This is a genomic window from Pseudoxanthomonas suwonensis J47 (assembly GCF_000513955.1).
Taxonomy (GTDB): Bacteria; Pseudomonadota; Gammaproteobacteria; order Xanthomonadales; family Xanthomonadaceae; genus Pseudoxanthomonas; species Pseudoxanthomonas suwonensis_C.
Map to the genome: position 1 here is coordinate 1 of NZ_AZUZ01000015.1, position 19,313 is coordinate 19,313.

20 protein-coding genes and 1 tRNA gene are annotated in these 19,313 nt (G+C 70.7%); 14 read left to right on the plus strand and 7 right to left on the minus strand.

Going from position 1 to position 19,313, the window contains the following annotated elements:
* Positions 1–932: 932 nt before the first annotated feature.
* Both M503_RS0105825 and M503_RS0105830 read right to left on the minus strand, forming a co-directional pair.
* Entirely contained in the window at positions 933–1,721 is a 789-nt protein-coding gene (locus M503_RS0105825) for a zinc-dependent peptidase (RefSeq protein WP_028919386.1), read from the minus strand.
* Positions 1,688–1,978 carry a hypothetical protein gene (locus M503_RS0105830; RefSeq protein WP_028919387.1) on the minus strand — a complete coding sequence of 97 codons (291 nt, stop codon included), beginning with the start codon at positions 1,976–1,978 and terminating at the stop codon, positions 1,688–1,690. The genes M503_RS0105825 and M503_RS0105830 overlap by 34 nt, the downstream gene beginning before the upstream one ends.
* A gap of 87 nt (positions 1,979–2,065) precedes the next feature.
* Between M503_RS0105830 and birA the strand changes: the two genes are divergently transcribed.
* The 10 genes from birA to M503_RS0105880 all read left to right on the plus strand — a co-directional run bounded on the left by birA (position 2,066) and on the right by M503_RS0105880 (position 9,701).
* Entirely contained in the window at positions 2,066–3,079 is a 1,014-nt protein-coding gene (gene birA, locus M503_RS0105835) for a bifunctional biotin--[acetyl-CoA-carboxylase] ligase/biotin operon repressor BirA (RefSeq protein ID WP_428992216.1), read from the plus strand.
* The gene (locus M503_RS0105840; protein WP_028919389.1) at positions 3,076–3,828 is read left to right on the plus strand and encodes a type III pantothenate kinase; all 753 of its coding nucleotides are present in this window, start codon (positions 3,076–3,078) and stop codon (positions 3,826–3,828) included. Before birA ends, M503_RS0105840 begins: the two co-directional genes overlap by 4 nt.
* A 32-nt stretch (positions 3,829–3,860) precedes the next feature.
* Positions 3,861–4,565: an SPOR domain-containing protein gene (locus M503_RS0105845; RefSeq protein ID WP_028919390.1), complete on the plus strand. Its 705-nt coding sequence runs from the start codon at positions 3,861–3,863 to the stop codon at positions 4,563–4,565.
* 13 nt (positions 4,566–4,578) lie between these two features.
* A tRNA-Thr gene (locus M503_RS0105850) sits at positions 4,579–4,654 on the plus strand.
* A gap of 372 nt (positions 4,655–5,026) precedes the next feature.
* Positions 5,027–5,950, plus strand: a complete 924-nt coding sequence (rocF, locus tag M503_RS0105855; protein ID WP_028919391.1) for an arginase — start codon at positions 5,027–5,029, stop codon at positions 5,948–5,950.
* Between the two features lie 103 nt (positions 5,951–6,053).
* Entirely contained in the window at positions 6,054–6,206 is a 153-nt protein-coding gene (locus M503_RS0105860; RefSeq protein ID WP_028919392.1) for an entericidin A/B family lipoprotein, read from the plus strand.
* A 224-nt stretch (positions 6,207–6,430) separates the two neighbouring features.
* The gene (locus tag M503_RS0105865) at positions 6,431–6,646 is read left to right on the plus strand and encodes a CsbD family protein (RefSeq protein WP_024868723.1); all 216 of its coding nucleotides are present in this window, start codon (positions 6,431–6,433) and stop codon (positions 6,644–6,646) included.
* A gap of 308 nt (positions 6,647–6,954) precedes the next feature.
* Positions 6,955–8,319 (plus strand): tryptophan--tRNA ligase, encoded by a 1,365-nt coding sequence (locus M503_RS0105870; protein WP_028919393.1) that lies wholly within the window; start codon positions 6,955–6,957, stop codon positions 8,317–8,319.
* Positions 8,319–8,630 carry a hypothetical protein gene (locus M503_RS0105875; protein WP_028919394.1) on the plus strand — a complete coding sequence of 104 codons (312 nt, stop codon included), beginning with the start codon at positions 8,319–8,321 and terminating at the stop codon, positions 8,628–8,630. Before M503_RS0105870 ends, M503_RS0105875 begins: the two co-directional genes overlap by 1 nt.
* 141 nt (positions 8,631–8,771) lie before the next feature.
* Positions 8,772–9,701 (plus strand): MBL fold metallo-hydrolase, encoded by a 930-nt coding sequence (locus M503_RS0105880; protein ID WP_028919395.1) that lies wholly within the window; start codon positions 8,772–8,774, stop codon positions 9,699–9,701.
* A gap of 21 nt (positions 9,702–9,722) precedes the next feature.
* Here M503_RS0105880 and M503_RS0105885 read toward each other — a convergent pair whose 3' ends face one another.
* The 4 genes from M503_RS0105885 to pdhA form a co-directional block, all read right to left on the minus strand.
* On the minus strand, positions 9,723–10,106 hold the full coding sequence (locus tag M503_RS0105885) for a VOC family protein (RefSeq protein WP_028919396.1): 384 nt from the start codon (positions 10,104–10,106) through the stop codon (positions 9,723–9,725).
* 297 nt (positions 10,107–10,403) lie between these two features.
* Entirely contained in the window at positions 10,404–11,807 is a 1,404-nt protein-coding gene (locus M503_RS0105890) for a dihydrolipoamide acetyltransferase family protein (protein ID WP_028919397.1), read from the minus strand.
* Between the two features lie 98 nt (positions 11,808–11,905).
* Positions 11,906–12,904: an alpha-ketoacid dehydrogenase subunit beta gene (locus M503_RS0105895; RefSeq protein ID WP_155951976.1), complete on the minus strand. Its 999-nt coding sequence runs from the start codon at positions 12,902–12,904 to the stop codon at positions 11,906–11,908.
* A gap of 76 nt (positions 12,905–12,980) precedes the next feature.
* Entirely contained in the window at positions 12,981–14,078 is a 1,098-nt protein-coding gene (pdhA, locus tag M503_RS0105900) for a pyruvate dehydrogenase (acetyl-transferring) E1 component subunit alpha (RefSeq protein ID WP_024868716.1), read from the minus strand.
* Positions 14,079–14,288: 210 nt separating this feature from the next.
* On the opposite strand from pdhA, the gene M503_RS0105905 reads away from it, so the two are divergent.
* The 3 genes from M503_RS0105905 (at position 14,289) to M503_RS15780 (ending at position 17,500) form a co-directional block, all read left to right on the plus strand.
* Positions 14,289–15,152, plus strand: a complete 864-nt coding sequence (locus M503_RS0105905; RefSeq protein ID WP_028919399.1) for a tryptophan 2,3-dioxygenase — start codon at positions 14,289–14,291, stop codon at positions 15,150–15,152.
* A 171-nt stretch (positions 15,153–15,323) separates the two neighbouring features.
* On the plus strand, positions 15,324–16,847 hold the full coding sequence (locus tag M503_RS0105910; protein WP_028919400.1) for a peptide MFS transporter: 1,524 nt from the start codon (positions 15,324–15,326) through the stop codon (positions 16,845–16,847).
* 2 nt (positions 16,848–16,849) lie between these two features.
* Entirely contained in the window at positions 16,850–17,500 is a 651-nt protein-coding gene (locus tag M503_RS15780) for a thioredoxin family protein (RefSeq protein WP_051414311.1), read from the plus strand.
* A 60-nt stretch (positions 17,501–17,560) separates the two neighbouring features.
* Here the strand turns inward: M503_RS15780 and M503_RS0105920 are convergent, their stop codons facing one another.
* Entirely contained in the window at positions 17,561–18,061 is a 501-nt protein-coding gene (locus M503_RS0105920) for a MarR family winged helix-turn-helix transcriptional regulator (protein WP_024868712.1), read from the minus strand.
* A gap of 175 nt (positions 18,062–18,236) precedes the next feature.
* Between M503_RS0105920 and hppD the strand changes: the two genes are divergently transcribed.
* A complete protein-coding gene (hppD, locus tag M503_RS0105925) occupies positions 18,237–19,283 on the plus strand; it encodes a 4-hydroxyphenylpyruvate dioxygenase (RefSeq protein WP_231472332.1) in 1,047 nt (348 codons plus the stop codon).
* The last annotated feature ends 30 nt before the right edge of the window (positions 19,284–19,313 follow it).

Consider the following 19,313-nt stretch of genomic DNA (forward strand, 5'->3'; position numbering starts at 1 on the left):
GAAGTGACGCTGCCGCCGGGGCTTTGACCGGGGCGTATGGCCCGTTCGGGTCGTGTCGTGCATCGAAACCTACGCGACTTCGCACTTGCCTGTGAACCAGGCGATGCGAGCGGGTGGGGCACGGCCGCAGCAAGAGCCACAGCCACAGCGACAGCAACAGCGACAGCGACAGCGACAGCAACAGCGACAGCAACGGCTTTGGGGCGTCGGCTTCGGACGGAGCCGCGGCAGCGCGGGGGTATGGCGCATCGCGCGGTTCCGCCGTCCATGGCTCCAACGCGCGAACGCAGGCCATCCATGGCCTGCTTGCGCCATACCCCCGCGCTACCGCGTCTTCGGTGCGTTCGGGTCGTGGCTTCGTTCTTTTCTCCCCTCTCCCTCCGGGAGAGGGGCAGGGGTGAGGGCCGGGAGCCCAGCGGTGTCCAGGGTTTTTGACTGGCGACGCACCGCCCTGCCTGGGCGTGCACCCGCGCTACCGCGTCTTTCGGCACCTTGAGGTTGTGGCTTCGCTCTTGCTCCCCTCTCCCACCGGGAGAGGGGCAGGGGTGAGGGTCGGGAGCCCACCGGCGTCGGAATGCCGACCCTCTCCCCCAACCCCTCTCCCGGTGGGAGAGGGGCCATGGCGCGGCCCTTCCGCGTCGTGCGTGGTGGGTCGCCGCGCCGGGAATGAACGCGGGCGCTGGCGACGTCTGGCGCGTCGCCACGCGAGAGCCTGCTTACCGCATCAGCCAGCAGCCTGCTGGTGACACCCCCGCGCTAACGCGTCTCCTGGTGCTTCCAGGTCGTGGCCTCGCTCTTTCCCTCTCCCTCCGGGAGAGGGGCAGGGGTGAGGGCCGGGAGCCCAGCGGCGTCGGAATGCCGACCCTCTCCCCCAACCCCTCTCCCGGTGGGAGAGGGGCTATGGCGCGGCCCTTCCGCGTCGTGCGTGGGGGTCAGCCCGCCCCCATGGGCGAGGGCCCGTAGAACCTTGCCAGGTGCGCCGCCACTTCCGGCATCGCTTCCTCGAGCACCTCGGGTGCGGAGAAGTGGTATTCGGTGCACACGGCGAAGAATTCCTCCGGTGCTTCCGCCGCGTACGGATCGATGGTGGTCTCGCGTCCGGCATCCACTTCGGCGCAGAACGCGTCGTACGCGCGCTGGAAATCGCGGGCCCACTGCCGGTACCAGGCGGAGGGCAGCGGCGGGGTACCGTCGAGTTCGCCGTCGAGCACGTCGAGCTTGTGCGCCATCTCGTGCACGGCTACGCAGAAGCCAGCGTCCGGGTCCTCGAGGTCGGCGCACACGTCAGCCCAGGACAGGATCAGCGGGCCGTGGTCCCAGGCCTCGCCGGCCAGTTCGTCGTCCCACTCGTGCAGCACGCCGGCGGCATCGACATGGCTGCGCCGCACGCGGAACGCGTCCGGGTAGACCAGCAGCTGCGACCAGCCGCGCAGGCCGCCTTCGCCGAACTCCAGCAGGGGCAGGCAGCACAGCGCGGCCAGCAGGATGCGTTCGTGGTCGCCCAGCTCCAGGTCGCCGAGCGGGGTGATGGTCTTTTCGTGGAGGAAGCGCGCGGCCAGTCCGCGCAGGCGTTCGCGGCGCTGGGGGTCGAGCGCGGCTGCCCACGGCAGGGCTGCGCAGGCGGCCTGCCAGGGTTCGTCGGGTATCGTGGGAATGCGCGGCCGCAGCCAGCGCGCAAGCCTCTTGATCAGCGGAACATGCCCGGCAGGAAACTGTGCCAGCGCGGGCTGCGCGTGCGCTGCATGACCGCGTCGCCGTCGTTGCCGCCACCGCCGCTGGCGGTCGTGCGCGGCACGCTGCGCGCCACCGGCGGTACCGGCGTGCGCGCCTGCGCCGAATCGGCTTCCGCTGCGCTGGCCGGCGCGGAGGCACGGGTGTACACGCAGGCCCCGTTCTTCGGGGCCACCTCGTCGTCGGAGGCCGCCGCCCAGCACAGCGCCGGGACGGCGAGCAGCAGAAGCGGTAGCAGGCGGCGCATCGGAGGATCCGTCGTCCGGGGCGGGAATTGACCGACTATACCGCGCCTTCGCCGCCCCGGCATGTGTCCCGGCCGGCCGGGCGGGCGATAATCGGTCGCCTTGGGCGGACCGGCCCGACGGGGGTGGATTTGGACGATCGCGAACTGCTGGTCCGGCTGGGCGCCGGCGAGGTCTCCGGCGACGCGCTGGCGCGCGAGGCGGGGATCACCCGTGCCGCGGTCTGGAAGCGGATCCAGGCCCTGCGCGCGGCCGGCGTGGAGGTAGAGGCGCGTGCGGGGCAGGGCTATGCCCTGGTCCGCGCTCCGGACCTGCTCGATGCGGACGCCCTGCGCGCGGCGCTGCCGCCGGCCGTGGCGGCCGGCTTGGCCTCGCTGGAGGTCGCGTGGAGCATCGATTCGACCAACAGCGAGCTGCTGCGCGGCGCTGCGCCTGAATACGGCGCACGGGTACTGCTGGCCGAGCGCCAGACCGCCGGACGCGGCCGCCTGGGCCGTTCCTGGGCCTCGCCGCTGGGCGCGCAGGTGTGCCTGTCGGTGCGCCGCGGCTTCGACGGCGGGCTGGCCCGGCTGGGCGGCCTGGGCCTGGTGGCCGGCGTGGCGGTGGTCGAGGCGCTGCACGACCTGGGCTTCGCCGCGGCCGGGCTGAAGTGGCCGAACGACGTGGTGGTCGCCGACCGCAAGCTGGCCGGCCTGCTCGTGGAAGGCGGTGGCGAGCACGGCGGGCCGGTGCACGCGGTGATCGGGCTGGGCCTCAACGTGCGCCTGCCGGCGTCCGCGGGCGCGGCCATCGACCAGCCGTGGACCGACCTGGCCCACGTCGCGGGTCCGGACAGCGTGCCGGGCCGCAATACGATCGCCGCGGCGGTGCTGGCGCGGCTGCTGCTGGCGCTGGACCAGTTCGACCGCGACGGCCTGGCGCCGTTCCTGCCGCGCTATGCGCCGCTGGACGCGCTGGCCGGGCGCCCCGTGCGCGTGCTGGGCGGGCGCGAGACGATCGAGGGCGAAGCACTGGGGCTGGCCGCCGACGGCGCCCTGCGCGTTCGGACCGATGCCGGCGAACGCCTGTTCCATGCCGGCGAAGTAAGCGTGAGGCCACGATGAGCGACTGGCTGTTCGACCTGGGCAATTCCCGCTTCAAGGCCGCGCCGTGGCACGGCGGCACGGACGTGGGCGAGGTCCTGGCGTGGCCGCACGGCGCCGACGCCCTGGCCGCCGGCGACACCAGCCACGGCGCGCTGCCGCGCGGGCGCCGCGCCTGGGTGGCCAGCGTCGCCGCGCCGGCGCTGACCACGCAGATGCTCGACCTGCTGCGGCAGCGCTTCGAACAGGTACACGTGGCCCGCACCAGCGCCGAATGCGCCGGGGTCCGCATCGCCTACGCAGAACCGGCGCGGATGGGCGTGGACCGCTTCCTCGCGTTGCTGGGCGCGCACGGCAGCGGCGAAGGCGGCGACGTGCTGGTCGCCGGCGTCGGCACCGCACTGACCATCGACCTGCTCGACGCACAGGGCCGCCACCACGGCGGCCGCATCGCCGCCTCGCCGACGCTGATGCGCCAGGCGCTGCACCAGCGCGCCGCGCAGCTGCCGGAAGCCGGCGGACGCTACGTGGAATTCGCCGACGACACCTGGGATGCGCTGGCGTCCGGTTGCGACGGCGCCGCGGTCGCGCTGGTCGAGCGTTCGCTGGCGGAGGCGGCGCAGCAACTGGATCGTGAACCGACGCTGCTGCTGCATGGCGGCGGCGCGCCGGCGCTGCTGCCGCTGCTGCCGCAGGCACGGCTGCGCGAGGCGCTGGTGCTGGAAGGCCTGGCGGCATGGGCGCGCACCGCCGGCAGCGGGCTGCCGTGAGCGCTGCGGCCGCTCGGCTAGAATCGCCGCCCATGTTCGTCCGTGCCCTGATCGTCGTGCTGGTCGCGCTCAACCTCGGTGTTGCGGCGTGGTGGCTTTCGCGTCCGGAAGCGGCGGAAGCGCCGCCGCCGGTATCCACTCGCGGTGGCGTCGAACTGGAGCTGCTGCCGGCCACTACGGACGCACCGCGCAGCGCGCCGGCGCTGGCCACCGCGAAGCCTGGGCATACGCCGGAACAGCCTGCAGCGCCTGCCGCGGCCGCCCCTGCCGCTCCGGCCCCATTGGCATGCCTGCGCCTGGGCCCGTTCCCCGATCGCGCCGCCGCCGAGGTGGCGCGCGCCGGCCTCGGCACGCTGCTGCGCGAGGCGGTGCTGGACGAGGAGGCCGGGGCGGCGACCGGCTACCGCGTGCTGCTGCCGCCGGCGCCCGATCGCGCGCAGGCGCAGGCCACCGCGCGGCGCATCGCCGCGGCCGGCTTCGAGGATTTCATCGTGCTCAGCAAGGGCGAGGAAGCCAACGCCATCGCCCTGGGCGCCTACCGCAACCGCGATACCGCCGAACGCCGCATCGCCAGCCTGCGTGCGGCCGGTTTCCCCGCCGAGCTGCGCGCGCAGGGCGGCGGCGCTTCGCGCTGGTGGCTGCAGGGCGCGACCGGCGACCCGGCACAGGTGCGCAGCACCTTCCCCGCGGCGCGCGACATCGACTGCGCGACTATCCCGGGCGCCGCCCTACGCTAGAATCCCGGCATTCGCCGCCTTAGCTCAGCTGGTAGAGCAACCGCCTTGTAAGCGGTAGGTCATCCGTTCGAATCGGATAGGCGGCACCACTTTCCCGCGATGCGTTGCGTGCACCGGCTGGCGGTCGCCGCTTCGCTTTGCCACGCGCGCGTATCCACGCGGTAGAACGGGCCCGCGTCGCGCGCATTCCTCGATAGTCCCCGGCCCGGCGTCCCGCCGGTGGCTTCGTCCCTGCTGAGCGTGTGTCCCTGGCCTGTGCATGCCCGCTGCCGGGTAGCCGCAGCGTCGCGCGCGTGATGCGCGCCGGGCAATCAGCCGATGCCGGCGCGTTGCGTAGGAAAACTCCCAACAGCGGCGGCGGACAGGACCTCCGGCACGGCTTCCATGCGGCGCTGCGGCGGGTCCGCGACCCGCCCTCTGGCTAGACTGTCCGGCTCACAGGAATGATCGATGGAGTACCCATGGCCCGAAGCTACCCACCGGTTTCCCTGATCGGCGTGCCTACCGACGTCGGCGCCGGCCACCGTGGCGCCTCGCTCGGCCCGGAAGCGCTGCGCATCGCCGGCCTGGGCGAGGCGCTGGCCGCGCGCGGCGTGGACGTGCGCGATTGCGGCAACCTCGCCGGTCCGGCCAATCCGTGGCAGCCGCCGGTCGACGGCTACCGCCACCTGGAGCAGGTGGTGGCGTGGAACGGGGCGCTGATGGAAGCGAGCCTGCGCGAGCTGCGTGCCGGGCGCATGCCGGTGATGCTCGGCGGCGACCACTGCCTGGCGATCGGCTCGATCACCGCGGTCGCGCGCCATTGCCGCGAGACCGGCCGCAAGCTGCGCGTGCTGTGGCTGGATGCGCACGCGGACTTCAACACCAGCGAGGTCACGCCCTCGGGCAACGTGCACGGCATGCCGGTGGCCTGCCTGTGCGGCCTGGGGCCGGACGCGCTGACCCGGCTTGGCGGCGACGCGCCGGCCTTGCATCCGGAGCAGGTACGGCAGATCGGCATCCGTTCGGTGGATCCGGAAGAGAAGCGCCTGGTTAAGCAGCACCGGCTCGACATCTACGACATGCGTTACATCGACGAGATCGGGATGAAGGCGGTGATGCAGCAGGCGCTGGAAGGCGTGGACGAGGACACGCACCTGCACGTCAGCTTCGACGTCGACTTCCTCGATCCGGGCATCGCCCCGGGCGTGGGCACGACGGTGCCGGGCGGGGTGAACTACCGCGAGGCGCAGCTGGTGATGGAGATGATCGCCGACACCGGGCGGATGGGTTCACTGGACATCGTCGAACTCAACCCGGTGCTGGACGACCACAACATGACCGCCGAACTGGCGGTGGACCTGGTGGAAAGCCTGTTCGGCAAGTCCACGCTGATGCGCGACTGAACGCCGGCCGCGGCGGGTTCACGCCGGTTGCACGGGGGGCAAGGGAGATTTGCGCCACACCGCATGCGTGCGGACGCAACGTCACCCCGAGGAGCCAAACATCATGAAGCGCATCATCGCACTGGTCCTGGTCAGCCTGTTCTCCACTTCCATGCTCACCGCCTGCAACACCATGGCCGGTGCCGGCCAGGACATCCAGAAGGCCGGCGAAAAGGTCGAGGACAAGGCGCAGGACTGCAAGGACGGCAAGTGCTGAGGCCTGCCTGCCACTGCTTCCCCGGGGGCCGGTTCTGCCGGCCCCTTTTCTTTGTGGCGTCCGCGAACGCGCAATGCGCCCGTGCACGCGACGTGATGCGTTCAGCGGGCTAACCGCGCGTTGACGCGGGCTGGACCGGAGGCCAACGCGCCGCCACCGAAGATGGACCCACGCGGCCGGCACAGGCCGAGTCACCAACAAAGAACCAAGCAGAGGAGCAGCGCATGAATCGCGACATCATCGCCGGCAACTGGAAGCAGCTGAAGGGCCAGATCAAGGCCAAGTGGGGCGACCTCACCGACGACGACTTCGACGTCGTCGAAGGCAACACCCAGTACCTGGCGGGCAAGCTGCAGGAGCGCTACGGCTGGGAGAAGGATCGGGCCGAACAGGAAATCCGCGACTTCGAGCGCACGCTCGACGACAGCTACCGGCACTGACCGGACGCGACCGGCGCCGACGCCGGTGCGTGCAGTCTGCCCCGCGCCGTAAGCAGGTGTTCCTCACGGCGGCAGGCGCGGGCGGGGCGGCGGACCCAGGTCCGCCGCTTTTCTCGCGCGTTTCCTTCCGGTCAGCGAGGCGGCACAACGGCTTGCGGGCCTGGCCGGGTCCAAAGGCCATCGCCGGATGGCAATCGGCGTGATCCGGCGGCAGCCGGGGCACCCTTGCGCAGGCCCGATCCAGGTGAGCCGCCTGTGCCCCCGTGCCGGCGCGCTAGAATTGGCAGGTCTTTCACGCAGTACCTGCCATGACCGTCCGCGTCCTCACCGGCATCACCACCACCGGGACCCCGCACCTGGGCAACTATGCCGGCGCCATCCGCCCGGCCATCGCCGCCAGCCGCACCCAAGGGGTGGAGAGTTTCTTCTTCCTCGCCGACTACCACGCCCTGATCAAGGCCGACGACCCGGCCCGCGTGGCCCGCTCGCGCCTGGAGATCGCGGCGACCTGGCTGGCCTGCGGCCTGGACCCGCAGAAGGTCACCTTCTACCGGCAGTCGGACATCCCCGAGATCCCGCACCTCACCTGGCTGCTGACCTGCGTCACCGCCAAGGGCCTGCTCAACCGCGCCCACGCCTACAAGGCCGCGGTGGACAGGAACGCCGAAGCGGGCGAGGACCCGGATTTCGGCGTAACCGCCGGCCTGTACATGTACCCGGTGCTGATGGCCGCCGACATCCTCGCCTTCGGCGCGCACAAGGTGCCGGTCGGCCGCGACCAGATCCAGCACATCGAGATGGCGCGCGACATCGGCCAGCGCTTCAACCACATCTACGGCGATTCGTGGCGCGCGGCCACCGGCGCCAGCGGCGAGCCGCTGGTGCTGCCGGAAGTGCAGATCGACGAGAACGTGGCGACGCTGCCGGGCCTGGACGGCCGCAAGATGTCCAAGAGCTACGACAACACCATCCCGCTGTTCGCCCCGCCGGCCGAACTGAAGAAGCTGGTGATGTCGATCGTCACCGACTCGCGCGCGCCGGGCGAGCCGAAGGATACCGAGGGCTCGACCCTGTTCCAGCTTTACCAGGCCTTCGCCACGCCGGCGCAGACCGAGGAGATGCGCCACGCCTTCGCCGACGGCATCGGCTGGGGCGATGCCAAGCAGCGGCTGTTCAACCTGGTCGACGACACCGTCGCGCCGATGCGCGAGCAGTACGCGCAGCTGATGGCGCGCCCGGCGCAGCTGGAGGAGATCCTTCTCGAAGGTGCGCGCAAGGCCCGCGACATCACCGTGCCGCTGCTGGACGGCCTGCAGCGTGCGGTCGGCCTGGGCGCGTTCTCCGCGCCGGCGATCGCCAAGGGCAAGGCCAAGGCCCCGGCCGGCGCGCGCCTGCCGCAGATCAAGCAGTACCGGGAGGCGGACGGCCGCTTCCACTTCAAGCTGGTCGACGGCGAAGGCCGCCTGCTGCTGCAGGGCGACGGCTTCGAATCGCCGCGCGAGGCCGGCCAGGTGATCGCGCGCCTGCGCCGCGAAGGCCTCGACGCGCTGCACGAGCTGGAGCAGCGTGCGGTCGGCCTGCTCGGCGAGCGCATCGGCACGCTGGGCGAAGGCCTGGCCGGCGTCGACGAGGTACGGGAGGCGCTGCGCCAGCTGGTGGAGGCGGAAAGCTGATGGCCTGGCTGTCGCTGCTGCTGTTCCTGCCCTGGTTCGCGCTGCTGGGCGCGCTGTACTGGTTCTACCCGCGCACGCCGCGTCCGGCCGCGCGCCGCGTGTACGACGGCGTGGTGCTGGTCGTCGCGCTGCTGCTGAGCATCGCCGGCATGCACTGGGGCTACGACACCGGTGCGGCCGACGCGCGCAGCGGCCCGATCTGGCGCCAGGTGCTGGCCGTGCTGTACGCCTACGGTGCGTTCCTGGCCGTGCTGGCGCTGGCGATCCCGCTGCGCATGCGGCTGATGGCGGGCTGGCGCACGCGCGGCTGACCTGTTCCCCGCTTAGCCGTCGTGCCGTGTATCGACGGTGAACATCCCCCGTTTCCTGCCTACGACCAAAGCCGGGTCGCAGGCGCGCCGGGCCTTGCCTACGATGGCCGTCGCAGGGGGAGGACAACACGGAAGCGGTCCATGCCAGAACACGGCATCCATACCATCGATACCGACTATGTCCGTCCCGGCTTCGACGCGGCGTACCTGGTCACCGAGAACGGCCGCGGCGCCTTCATCGACTGCGGCACCAACAACAGCGTCCCGCAGCTGCTGCGCGCGCTCGACGCCGCGGGGCTGGCGCCGGCCGACGTCGACTGGCTGGTCCTGACCCACGCGCATCTGGACCATGCCGGCGGTGCCGGCCTGCTGATGCGGCAGCTGCCCAATGCCCGCCTGGTCGCGCATCCGCGCGCGGCGCCGCACATGATCGATCCGGCGAAGCTGGTCGCCGGCGCCACCGCGGTCTACGGCGAAGCTGAATTCGCCCGCCACTACGGCGAACTGGTGCCGGTGCCGGCCGAACGCGTGGTCGTGGCCAACGATGGCCATGTCGTCGACCTGGCCGGCCGGCCGCTGCTGTGCATCGACACGCCCGGCCACGCCCGCCACCACCTGTGCGTGTGGGACGCGCGCAGCCGCAGCTGGTTCACCGGCGACACCTTCGGCCTGTCGTACCGCGAGCTGGACAGCGGGCGCGGCGCCTTCATCATTCCCACGTCCTCGCCGGTGCAGTTCGAACCGGAGGCGATGCAGGCCTCGATCAAGCGGATGATGGCGCGCGCGCCGCTGGCGATGTACCTGACCCATTACGGGCGGGTCGGGGACGTGGCGCGCCTGGCCGCGGAGATGCACGAGCAGGTCGACGCCATGGTCTCGCTGGCGCAGGCCTGCGACGGCGGCCCCGACCGCCATCGCGCGCTGGTCGCGGCGCTGTCGGAGTACTACCTCGAGCGCGCCCAGGCGCACGGCTGCGCGCTGGACGACGCGGCCGTGCTGCGCGTGCTGGAGATGGACATCGAGCTCAACGCGCAGGGCCTGGAGATCTGGCTGGACCGCAGCCGCCGCTGAGCGGCCGCGGCCATCCACGGGTCATTCCCAGCGGTTGAGGTGCGGGCCGAAGGGCTCGCGCTGCTGGCGCACCACGCAGAAGCGGTGGCCGCTCGGCGCTTCCATCACCCACCAGCGGTGGACGAAGGCGACCTTGCGCGCGCCGAGCTTTTCCAGGCGTTCGGCTTCGGCCTCGACGTCGTCGGTCTCGATGTCCAGGTGCACGCGCGACTCGTGGTCGACCTTCTGCAGCAGGATGATCGGCTCGTCGGCGTCGGTGCCCAGTTCGGCGTAGCGGCCGTCGCCGTCCTGGTCCAGGTCGGCGATGGGCTTGCCCAGCGCGGCGCTCCAGAATTCCAGCGAGGCTTGCAGGTCGTCGACCTTGCAGTCCAGGACCAGGGTGCTGAGGCGGCTGTGGTGGGGCATGGTCGGGCTCCGGTGGGCGGGGAGGGGTGACGATAGCGCCGGGTCGGTTGCGTGGGGATGAGCGGTGCGGGGCAATTCGTTGATCGCGGTTGGCGGTCCGGCGTGCGCGCGTGATTGCGGCGGCCGGTACGCGCTCGTGCCCGTCGGGGATGTTCCGCGTCGTGCCCACGCGGCACCGGGTCCCAGGCGCAAGGCGCGGGGTTCCGGTTTTCCGGGGTGTGCCCGCGTCCGCAGGGCTGCCGACCCTCTCCCCAAACCCCTCTCCCGAGGGGAGAGGGGCTTTATTTTCGGCATGGCTTACTGGGGCAGCGCCATGTCGTCGAGAAGCGCCTTGAGGAAGCGGGCGGCTTCGCCGCCGGTGGCGGCGCGGTGGTCGAAGGTCAGCGAGATCGGCAGGCGGCGGTGCACCTCGATGCCGCCCATCACCGCGATCACGTCGTGGCTGAGCTTGCCGGCACCGACGATGGCCACGCACGGCGGCACCACCACCGGTGTGGCGTAGCGGCCGGCGAACATGCCGAAGTTGGACAGCGAGATCGTGTAGCCGGACAGCTCGCTGGCGGCGATGCTGCGCTCCTCGACCTGCGCGCGCAGGCGGTTGATGCCGGCGCGGATGCCGTTGGCATCGAGCATGTCGGCGTTGCGCAGGGCCGGCACGAACAGGCCGTCGTCGGTGTCCACGGCGATGCCCACGTCCACGTGCGGATGGCGGGTCACCGCCAGCGCCTCGCCGTCGAACCAGGCGTTGAGCGCCGGCACCGCCTTGCACGCGGCGACGATCGCGCGCACCAGGCGTGCGGTGATGTCCTGCTTGCCGATCCAGGCGTGCAGGTCGGCATCGTCGACCAGGGTCGTCGGCACGACCTTGCTGTGCGCGTCGGCCATCACCCGCGCCATGTTGCGGCGCACGCCCTTGAGCTGTTCCGGCTGGCCGCTGGCGGCCGCGCCGTCGTCGGCGCCCGGCGGGCGGGTGCGCATCGGGCGGCCGGAGGCGGAGACGGGAGTGCGCTGCTGCGCCGAAGGGGCGGCAGGCGGCGTCGCGACCGGAACCGGGGCCTGTGCGACCCGACCCTCACCCGCGGCCCCCCTCCCGGTGGGAGAAGGGAGAATGCGGGACGGATCTGCCGCGGCCTGCTTCACGTCGGCCAGGGAGACGGTGCCGTCGGCGCCGGTGGGCTGCACGCGCGACAGGTCCACGCCCAGCTTCTTCGCCAGCGCGCGCACCGCGGGCATCGCCTTCACCCCGCCGACCGCGACGGCCTGTTCGGCGTGCACCGCGTCGGAGCTCTGCATCGCGCCGACCACGGTACCGGCGTCGCCGCCGCGCGCCTCGGACGGAGCGGGCGAGGTCGCCACTTCGCCGCCGTCATCGCTGGCGGTGCCCTTGGCCGGCGCGGCATGCGCGCCGCCGTGGTGGTGGCCGGTGTCCTGGCCTTCGGCGCGCTGCGGCAGCGACGGATCGGGTTCGAACACGGCCAGCATCGAACCGGTGACGACCACGTCGCCCGCGCCGCCGGCCAGCTTCACCACCTTGCCGGACACCGGCGAGGGCACCTCGACCACGGCCTTGGCGGTCTCCATCGAGACCAGCGGCTCGTCCAGGCGGATGGTGTCGCCTTCCTTGACGAACCACTCGACGATGGTGGCGTCCGGCAGGCCTTCGCCCAGGTCGGGCAGGTGGAAGGTCTTGGTCTGGCTCATGCGGAATACTCTGGCAGGTCTGGGCGGGCGCGGCGAAGGCGCCGCGCCGGCAGGTCGGGTTCAAAGGTACCGCGGCCGGAGCCGCGGCACCGGAGGGATCAGCCGTGCGCGACCGCGCGGCGCGCGGCGGCGACGATGCGATCCACGCTCGGCAGGTACTTCATTTCCAGCCGGAACAGCGGGATGTGCGTGTCGTAGCCGGTGACGCGCTCGACCGGCGCGACCAGGTCGTACATCGACTGCTCGGCCAGGCGCGCGGCGATCTCGGCGCCGAAGCCGGCGGTGCGCGGGGCTTCCTGCACGATCACGCAGCGGCCGGTGCGCGAGACCGACTCGGCGATGGTGTCGAAGTCCAGCGGACGCAGCGTGGCCACGTCGATGACCTCGGCGCTGATGCCTTCCTTCGCCAGGGCGTCGGCGGCTTCCAGCGCTTCCTTCACCTGCGCGCCCCAGGCGACCAGGGTCACGTCGGTGCCGTCGCGCAGCACGAAGCACACGTCCAGCGGCAGCGCCTCGCCGTCGTTGGCGACCACTTCCTTGTACTGGCGGTAGATCCGCTTCGGCTCCATGTAGATGACCGGGTCCGGCTCGCGGATCGCGGCCAGCAGCAGGCCGTAGGCGCGCTGCGGCGAGGACGGCATGACCACGCGCAGGCCCGGGACGTTGGTGAAGATCGCCTCGTTGGCTTCGCTGTGGTGTTCCGGCGCGCGGATGCCGCCGCCCCACGGCACGCGCAGCACCATCGGGCAGTGCAGGCGGCCGCGGGTGCGGTTGCGCAGGCGCGCGGCGTGGCAGACCAGGTGGTCGACCATCGGGTAGACGAAGCCGTCGAACTGCGCCTCGGCCACCGGCTTCATGCCCTGCGCGGCCAGGCCGACCGACAGGCCGGCGATGGTGGTCTCGTCCAGCGGCGTGTCGAGCACGCGCTGCGGGCCGAACTTCTGCTGCAGGCCGGCGGTGGCGCGGAACACGCCGCCGTTGACGCCCACGTCCTCGCCCAGCACCAGCACCGACGGGTCGTGTTCCAGTTCCCAGGCCAGCGCCTGGGTGATGGCCTCGATCAGGGTGATCGGCGCGGCGGTGGGCGTGGCGGTCATCGGCTGGGCTCCACGGTCGTGGCCGAGGCCAGTATCGATCGGGCTGGCCTGGGTGTCGCGGTGGTGGCTGCGGATGTCATCCATGGCGCTGCTCCAGGGCTCGCTGTTCAAGGGCCATCGCGGCAGCGCGCTGGGCCAGCAGCTCCGGCGGCGGATCCGCGTACAGGTAGTCGAACATGGCTTCCACCGGCTGCACCGGCGTCGCCAGGTAGGCGTCCACCTCGATGGCGATCAGGCGGTCGCACTCTTCCTTCCAGGCCGCTTCCTCGGCCTCGCTCCACGCGCCCTGCGCGGTGAGCCAGGTGCGCAGGCGCGCGATCGGCTCCTCCTGCCAGGCGGCCTTGACCTCGGCCTCGTCGCGGTAGCGGCGGGCGTCGTCGGCGGTGGTGTGGTCGGACAGGCGGTAGGTCATGAATTCGATAACGGTGCCACCTTCGCCGTTACGCGCACGTTCGGTGGCCTGGCGCATGCCCTCGAGCACCGCGACCAGGTCGTTGCCGTCCACCTGCAGGCAGTGCAGGCCGCCGGCCAGGCCCTTCTGCGCGAGGGTCTGCGCGCCGGTCTGCGCCGAGCGCGGCACCGAGATGGCCCAGCCGTTGTTGACCACGCCCAGCACCAGCGGCAGCTGGTAGGCGCCGGCGGAGTTGAGCGCGGCATAGAAGTCGGTCTTGGAGGTGCCGCCGTCGCCGCAGGTGGCCACGGCCACGTTCGGCTGGCCGCGCAGCTTGAACGACAGCGCGGCGCCGGCCGCGTGCAGGCACTGGGTCGAGATCGGCACGCAGAACGGGAAGTCGTGGCGCGCGCCGCCTTCCTGGAAGTCGTTGCCGCGCTCGTCGCCGCCCCAGTAGAGCAGGACCTCGCGCGGGCGCACGCCACGCATGAACAGCGTGCCGTACTCGCGGTAGCTGGGGGCGTAGACGTCGTCCTCGGCCATGGCCGCGCCGATGCCGACGTGGGTGGCCTCGTGGCCCAGGCAGGAGGCGTAGGTGCCGAGCTTGCCGGTGCGCTGCAGCGCCACGGCCTTGGTGTCGAAATGGCGCACGTACAGCATCTGCTTGAACAGCGGCAGCAGCGCCGCCGGGTCGCGCAGGGCAGGGGGGAATTCCTGGACCGGCGTGCCGTCCGGGCCGAGGTAGCGGAGGTACTGGATTTCGAAACTGGCGGCGAGGGTCATCGCGTGCGTCACCGGGGGTGCGAACTGCATACGGGAAAGTTACACATGGTACGGAATAGCGTCCGAAAACCCGCCCTGCGCTGCAACAACCCTTGTGTTCCGCGGACTTGCGCGGGCCATGCGCGTGCCCGTTCAGGCATGACAACGGTGGCAGGCCGGCCGCGCGGGCCGCTGGGTTACCCTCTGCGGCCCACCACGCGACTCCTGCCGATGAGCCTGGACAAGAACCAGCGTCCCCTCGAACCGGGCATCCACACCGACCTGGAAGGGCGGATGACCTACTCCGGCTACCTGCAGCTGGACCGCCTGCTGTCCGCGCAGCGGCCGCTGTCGGACCCGTCGCACCACGACGAGATGCTGTTCATCATCCAGCACCAGGTCTCGGAGCTTTGGCTGAAGCTGCTCATGCACGAGCTGCAGGCGGCGCGGGTGTTCCTGCGCGGCGACCAGGTCTGGCAGAGCCGCAAGGTCATGGCCCGCGGCAAGCAGGTGCTGCGCCAGCTGGTCGAGCAGTGGTCGGTGCTGGAGACGATGACGCCCTCGGAGTACATGGGCTTCCGCGACCTGCTGGGGCCGTCCTCGGGCTTCCAGTCGCTGCAGTACCGCGCCATCGAGTTCCTGCTGGGCAACAAGAACCCGGACATGGTCAAGGTGTTCGCCCACGACCCGGAAGGGCAGGCGGCGCTGCGCGCCGAGCTGGAGGCGCCGAGCCTGTACGAGGAGTTCCTGCGCTACCTGGCCCGTTTCGGCCATGCGATCCCGGCGAAGTACCTGGACGGCTCGCGCGACTGGACGATGGCCCATGTCTCCGATCCGGCGCTGCTGCCGGTGTTCGAACGGATCTACCAGGACACCGACCGCTACTGGCGCGAATACTCGCTGTGCGAGGACCTGGTCGACCTGGAGACCCAGTTCCAGCTGTGGCGCTTCCGCCACATGCGCACGGTGATGCGGATCATCGGCTTCAAGCGCGGCACCGGCGGTTCCAGCGGCGTGGGTTTCCTGCGTGGCGCGCTGGAACTGACGTTTTTCCCCGAGCTTTTCGCGGTCCGGACCAGCATCGGGCCGGGCTGAACGCGGCCCGCGCCGCCTGGTCTGGCGCAGGCAAGTGGCTGGAATCCAAGGGGAAAACACGTGGCCGCCGCGCTGCGGGAGGCGCTTCCGCATTGACGCACGGCGCCGCGTCGGGGATGCTCGCCCGACCCCGCGGGTCGCCCCGCCAGTATCGAAGCCACAAGGAATTCCATGAGCGCCGACGTCGTCGAGCCCAAGGTCGCGGCACCGCCGCACAACCCGACCATCCCCGAGTTCGCCCAGGTCATGGGCCACCCGCGTCCGCTGTGGATGCTGTTCATGACCGAGTTCTGGGAGCGCTTCGCGTTCTACGGCATGCGCTGGGCGCTGGTCCTGTACATCGTGGCCCAGTTCTACAGCGGCGACGCCAGGGGCGAGGCCCCGGCCAGCGAGCTGTACGGCGCCTACCTGGCGCTGGTGTACGCGGCGGCGATCTTCGGCGGCTACGTGGCCGACAAGCTCATCGGCTACCAGCGCTCGATCCTGGTCGGCGCGGCCTTCATGTCGCTCGGCCTGTTCATGATCATGGCGCCGAGCGAGGCCATGCTGAAGCTGGGCCTGGCCACGATCATCGTCGGCAACGGCCTGTTCAAGCCGATCATCTCGACCATGGTCGGCAAGCTCTACGCGACCGGCGACGAGCGTCGCGACTCGGGCTTCACCATCTTCTACATGGGCATCAACCTCGGTGCCTTCATCGCCCCGATCCTGACCGGCTGGCTGGCCGAGCGCATGTTCGGCGGCACCCCGGAGCTGCCGGCCTACAAGGTGGTGTTCATCGCCTCGGGCATCGGCATGCTGTTCAGCCTGCTGTGGTTCTGGTTCGGCCGCGCCCAGCTCAAGGGCATCGGCGCGCCACCGGCCGAAGCCACCGGCCTGGGCCGCGTGGCGATGGTGATCGTCGGCGCGTTCGTGGCGATCCCGGTGTACTACTCGCTGCTGACCATCGACGCGGGCGTGCTGAACTGGATCCTGATCGCGCTGTTCGTCGCCCCGGCGATCATGCTGCTGGTCGAGGGCATCCGCGAGGGCAAGGTGCAGCGCGACATGGTGATCGCGATGCTGATCATCTTCGGCTTCAACGTGCTGTTCTGGATGTTCTTCGAACAGGCCGGCAGTTCGTTCAACTTCCTCGCCCAGAACATCGTCGACCGCGACTTCGGCGGCTGGATCTTCCCGGTCGGCTGGTTCCAGTCGGTCAACTCGATCGCGATCATCACCCTGGCGCCGGTACTGGCCTGGCTGTGGGTGGCGATGGGCCGCGCCAATCCGTCGATCCCGCGCAAGTTCGGCCTGGGCCTGATCTTCAACGGCCTGGCCTTCCTGCTGCTGATGTTCGCCCTGTCCAGCCTGGTCGACCCGGAAACCCTGAAGATCCCGTTCTGGACGCTGTTCATGGTCTACGTCATCCAGTCGGTGGGCGAGCTGTGCCTGTCGCCGATCGGCCTGTCGATGACCACCAAGCTGGCCCCGGCCAAGCTGACCGGCCTGGCCATGGGTGGCTGGTTCCTGTCGATCGCCATCGGCAACAACCTGTCGGGCATCTTCGCCTCCAGCGTCAGCGGCGAGGGCGGCATGACCACCGAGTCGGCGCTGGCCGGCTACACCTTCGGCTTCTGGGCGCTGCTGGGCGCCGGCGTGCTGCTGTTCCTGATCGCGCCGCTGATCCAGAAGCTCATGCACGGGGTGAAGTAAGAATGGTGGCGGGCGTCCGCGCGATGCTCCCGGCGGCCCTGGTCGTGGCGTTCCTGGCCGCGTGCAGCGGCCAGGAACCGCCGCCGCCGTCGGGGCCGCCGCTGCCGGTGGACACCACGCCGCAGAAGCCGCCGGTCGCCGATACCCGCGAGCGGGTCGCCTCGGGCAACACGCGCGCGGCGGCCGATATCGCGGCGATCGCGGCGCTCGGCGCGGCCTTCGATCCCGGCCGCAGTGCCGCCAACGACCTGGAGACCGCCAAGGTCGAGGCCAAGCGCGGCAACCGGCGCATCGTGCTGGAACTGGGCGACGCCAGCTGCGGCGAATGCGCGGCGCTGGACGAGACCATCGAGGGCGAGGCGCCGCTGCGCCACCTGCGCGATGCCGGCTTCATCTGGGTCAAGGTCGACCGCAGCGCGGCGGGAAATGCGGAATTCCTCGCCCGCTATCCGGGCAGCGCCGCAGCGCCGGCCCCGCACCTGCTGGTGCTGGATGCCGACGCCCAGGTGCTGCACGAGCAGTCCGGCGGCGAGGGCGAGCTGCTGCGCAAGGGCAAGCCGGACCGGCGGAAGATCCGCGCCTTCCTCGAGGAATGGACGCCACCCGAAGAGCCCGAAGAACCCGAAGCGCCGGAGCCTGCAGTCGGTGGATGAAGAAACGGCGCCGTCAGTGGCGCCGTTTCCTTTTGCGGACCGGGTCCGCCGCGCGGCGGCTCAGGTGCCGTCGCGCAGCGCCGCCAGGCCGGGTCCGGACAGCTTCTGCAGCAGCCGGTCGAGGGTGGCGCGTTCCTCGGCGTCGAGGGTGGCGATCAACCGCTGCTCGCAGGCCAGCGCCAGCGGCGCGACCTCGTCGTAGACGGTGTAGCCCACGTCCGAAAGCGCAAGCACCGAGCGGCGGCGGTCGTCGCTGTGGATCTCGCGCTTGATCAGCCCGCGTTCGAGCAGGCGCGCCACCGCGCGGCTGACCGCGACCTTGTCCATCGCGGTGCGCTCGGCGACCTCGTTGGCCGACAGGTCCGGGAAGCGGCCGAGCACGGCCATCACCCGCCATTCGGTGATCGCCAGGCCGAAACGCTTCTGGTAGAGGTCGGCGATGGTCTGGCTGACCCGGTTGGACAGCACGCTCAACCGGTACGGAAGGAAGTTCTCCAGCGCCAGTTCCGCATGGCCGGAGGCGCCCGCAGGCGCGGTGTCAGGAGCATTGGAAGCAGACATTGCGGCAGGGCACCTTGCTTATGGTTGCAGACGTAACTATAAAGGGGGTTTCGAGAGAGCCCCGCTTCCCCGGCGGGGTGTTCAGGAAGCCATCATGACCGCGCAATCGCAAGTCCTCCACACCTCCCCCGCCGGCCTGGGCGCTGACGCCCCCACCGGGCTGTTCGAGAACCCGATGGGCATCGACGGCTTCGAGTTCGTCGAGTTTGCCGCACCGCAGGGCCAGGGCCACCTGCTGCACGACTATTTCCGCAAGCTCGGCTTCGTCCAGGTCGCGCGCCACAAGACCCGCGCGATCAGCACCTACCGCCAGGGTGACTGTACCTTCCTGGTCAACGAGGACCCGGATTCGTTCGCCGCGCGCTTCGCCGCCGAGCACGGCCCCAGCGCCTGCGGCTTCGCCATCCGGGTGAAGAAGCTGGCCGACTGGGTCCGCACCCAGACCCTCAGGAACGGCGCCGAGCCGTTCTCGCCGGAAGAGGAGCTGACCAAGGCCGTCGCCGCGCCGGTGATCAAGGGCATCGGCGGCTGCATGCTGTACCTGGTCGACCGCTACGACGACAAGGGCACCATCCATGATCCGGACTACGACTACGTGCCGGGCGTGGAGCTGATGCCGAAGGGTTTCGGCCTGACCTTCATCGACCACCTGACCCACAACCTGTACCAGGGCAACATGGCCAAGTGGGCGGATTACTACGAGCGGCTGTTCAACTTCCGCGAGATCCGCTACTTCGACATCAAGGGCGCCAAGACCGGCCTGCTGTCCAAGGCGATGACCGCGCCGGACGGCATGGTCCGCATCCCGCTCAACGAATCCTCCGACCCGAAGTCGCAGATCAACGAGTACCTGGACGCGTACCACGGCGAAGGCATCCAGCACGTGGCCTGCTTCACCGACGACATCTACGAGACGGTGGAGCAGATGCGCGAGGCCGGCGTCGACTTCCTCGACACGCCGGACACCTACTTCGAGGTGATCGACCAGCGTATCCCCGAGCACGGCGAGGACCTGGAGCGCCTGCGCAGGAACCGCATCCTGATCGACGCCGACCCGGAGACCAAGAAGCGCAAGCTGCTGCAGATCTTCACCCAGAACGCGATCGGCCCGATCTTCTTCGAGATCATCCAGCGCAAGGGCAACCAGGGCTTCGGCGAGGGCAACTTCCAGGCCCTGTTCGAAAGCATCGAGCGCGACCAGATGCGCCGCGGGGTTCTCTGACGGGACTGCGAGCAATTCCCCTCTCCCACC

What these genes read in the sequence shown, in the direction of transcription:
- M503_RS0105885 (WP_028919396.1), bottom strand. Translation starts at nt 10,106, where the DNA reads ATGCCCCACCACAGCCGCCTCAGCACCCTGGTCCTGGACTGCAAGGTC.
- M503_RS15780 (WP_051414311.1), top strand. Translation starts at nt 16,850, where the DNA reads ATGGTGGCGGGCGTCCGCGCGATGCTCCCGGCGGCCCTGGTCGTGGCG.
- pdhA (WP_024868716.1), bottom strand. Translation starts at nt 14,078, where the DNA reads ATGACCCTCGCCGCCAGTTTCGAAATCCAGTACCTCCGCTACCTCGGC.
- rocF (WP_028919391.1), top strand. Translation starts at nt 5,027, where the DNA reads ATGGCCCGAAGCTACCCACCGGTTTCCCTGATCGGCGTGCCTACCGAC.
- M503_RS0105890 (WP_028919397.1), bottom strand. Translation starts at nt 11,807, where the DNA reads ATGAGCCAGACCAAGACCTTCCACCTGCCCGACCTGGGCGAAGGCCTG.
- M503_RS0105840 (WP_028919389.1), top strand. Translation starts at nt 3,076, where the DNA reads ATGAGCGACTGGCTGTTCGACCTGGGCAATTCCCGCTTCAAGGCCGCG.
- M503_RS0105875 (WP_028919394.1), top strand. Translation starts at nt 8,319, where the DNA reads ATGGCCTGGCTGTCGCTGCTGCTGTTCCTGCCCTGGTTCGCGCTGCTG.
- M503_RS0105830 (WP_028919387.1), bottom strand. Translation starts at nt 1,978, where the DNA reads ATGCGCCGCCTGCTACCGCTTCTGCTGCTCGCCGTCCCGGCGCTGTGC.
- M503_RS0105860 (WP_028919392.1), top strand. Translation starts at nt 6,054, where the DNA reads ATGAAGCGCATCATCGCACTGGTCCTGGTCAGCCTGTTCTCCACTTCC.
- M503_RS0105870 (WP_028919393.1), top strand. Translation starts at nt 6,955, where the DNA reads ATGACCGTCCGCGTCCTCACCGGCATCACCACCACCGGGACCCCGCAC.
- M503_RS0105910 (WP_028919400.1), top strand. Translation starts at nt 15,324, where the DNA reads ATGAGCGCCGACGTCGTCGAGCCCAAGGTCGCGGCACCGCCGCACAAC.
- M503_RS0105895 (WP_155951976.1), bottom strand. Translation starts at nt 12,904, where the DNA reads ATGACCGCCACGCCCACCGCCGCGCCGATCACCCTGATCGAGGCCATC.
- M503_RS0105845 (WP_028919390.1), top strand. Translation starts at nt 3,861, where the DNA reads ATGTTCGTCCGTGCCCTGATCGTCGTGCTGGTCGCGCTCAACCTCGGT.
- M503_RS0105880 (WP_028919395.1), top strand. Translation starts at nt 8,772, where the DNA reads ATGCCAGAACACGGCATCCATACCATCGATACCGACTATGTCCGTCCC.
- M503_RS0105905 (WP_028919399.1), top strand. Translation starts at nt 14,289, where the DNA reads ATGAGCCTGGACAAGAACCAGCGTCCCCTCGAACCGGGCATCCACACC.
- M503_RS0105865 (WP_024868723.1), top strand. Translation starts at nt 6,431, where the DNA reads ATGAATCGCGACATCATCGCCGGCAACTGGAAGCAGCTGAAGGGCCAG.
- hppD (WP_231472332.1), top strand. Translation starts at nt 18,237, where the DNA reads ATGGGCATCGACGGCTTCGAGTTCGTCGAGTTTGCCGCACCGCAGGGC.
- M503_RS0105920 (WP_024868712.1), bottom strand. Translation starts at nt 18,061, where the DNA reads ATGTCTGCTTCCAATGCTCCTGACACCGCGCCTGCGGGCGCCTCCGGC.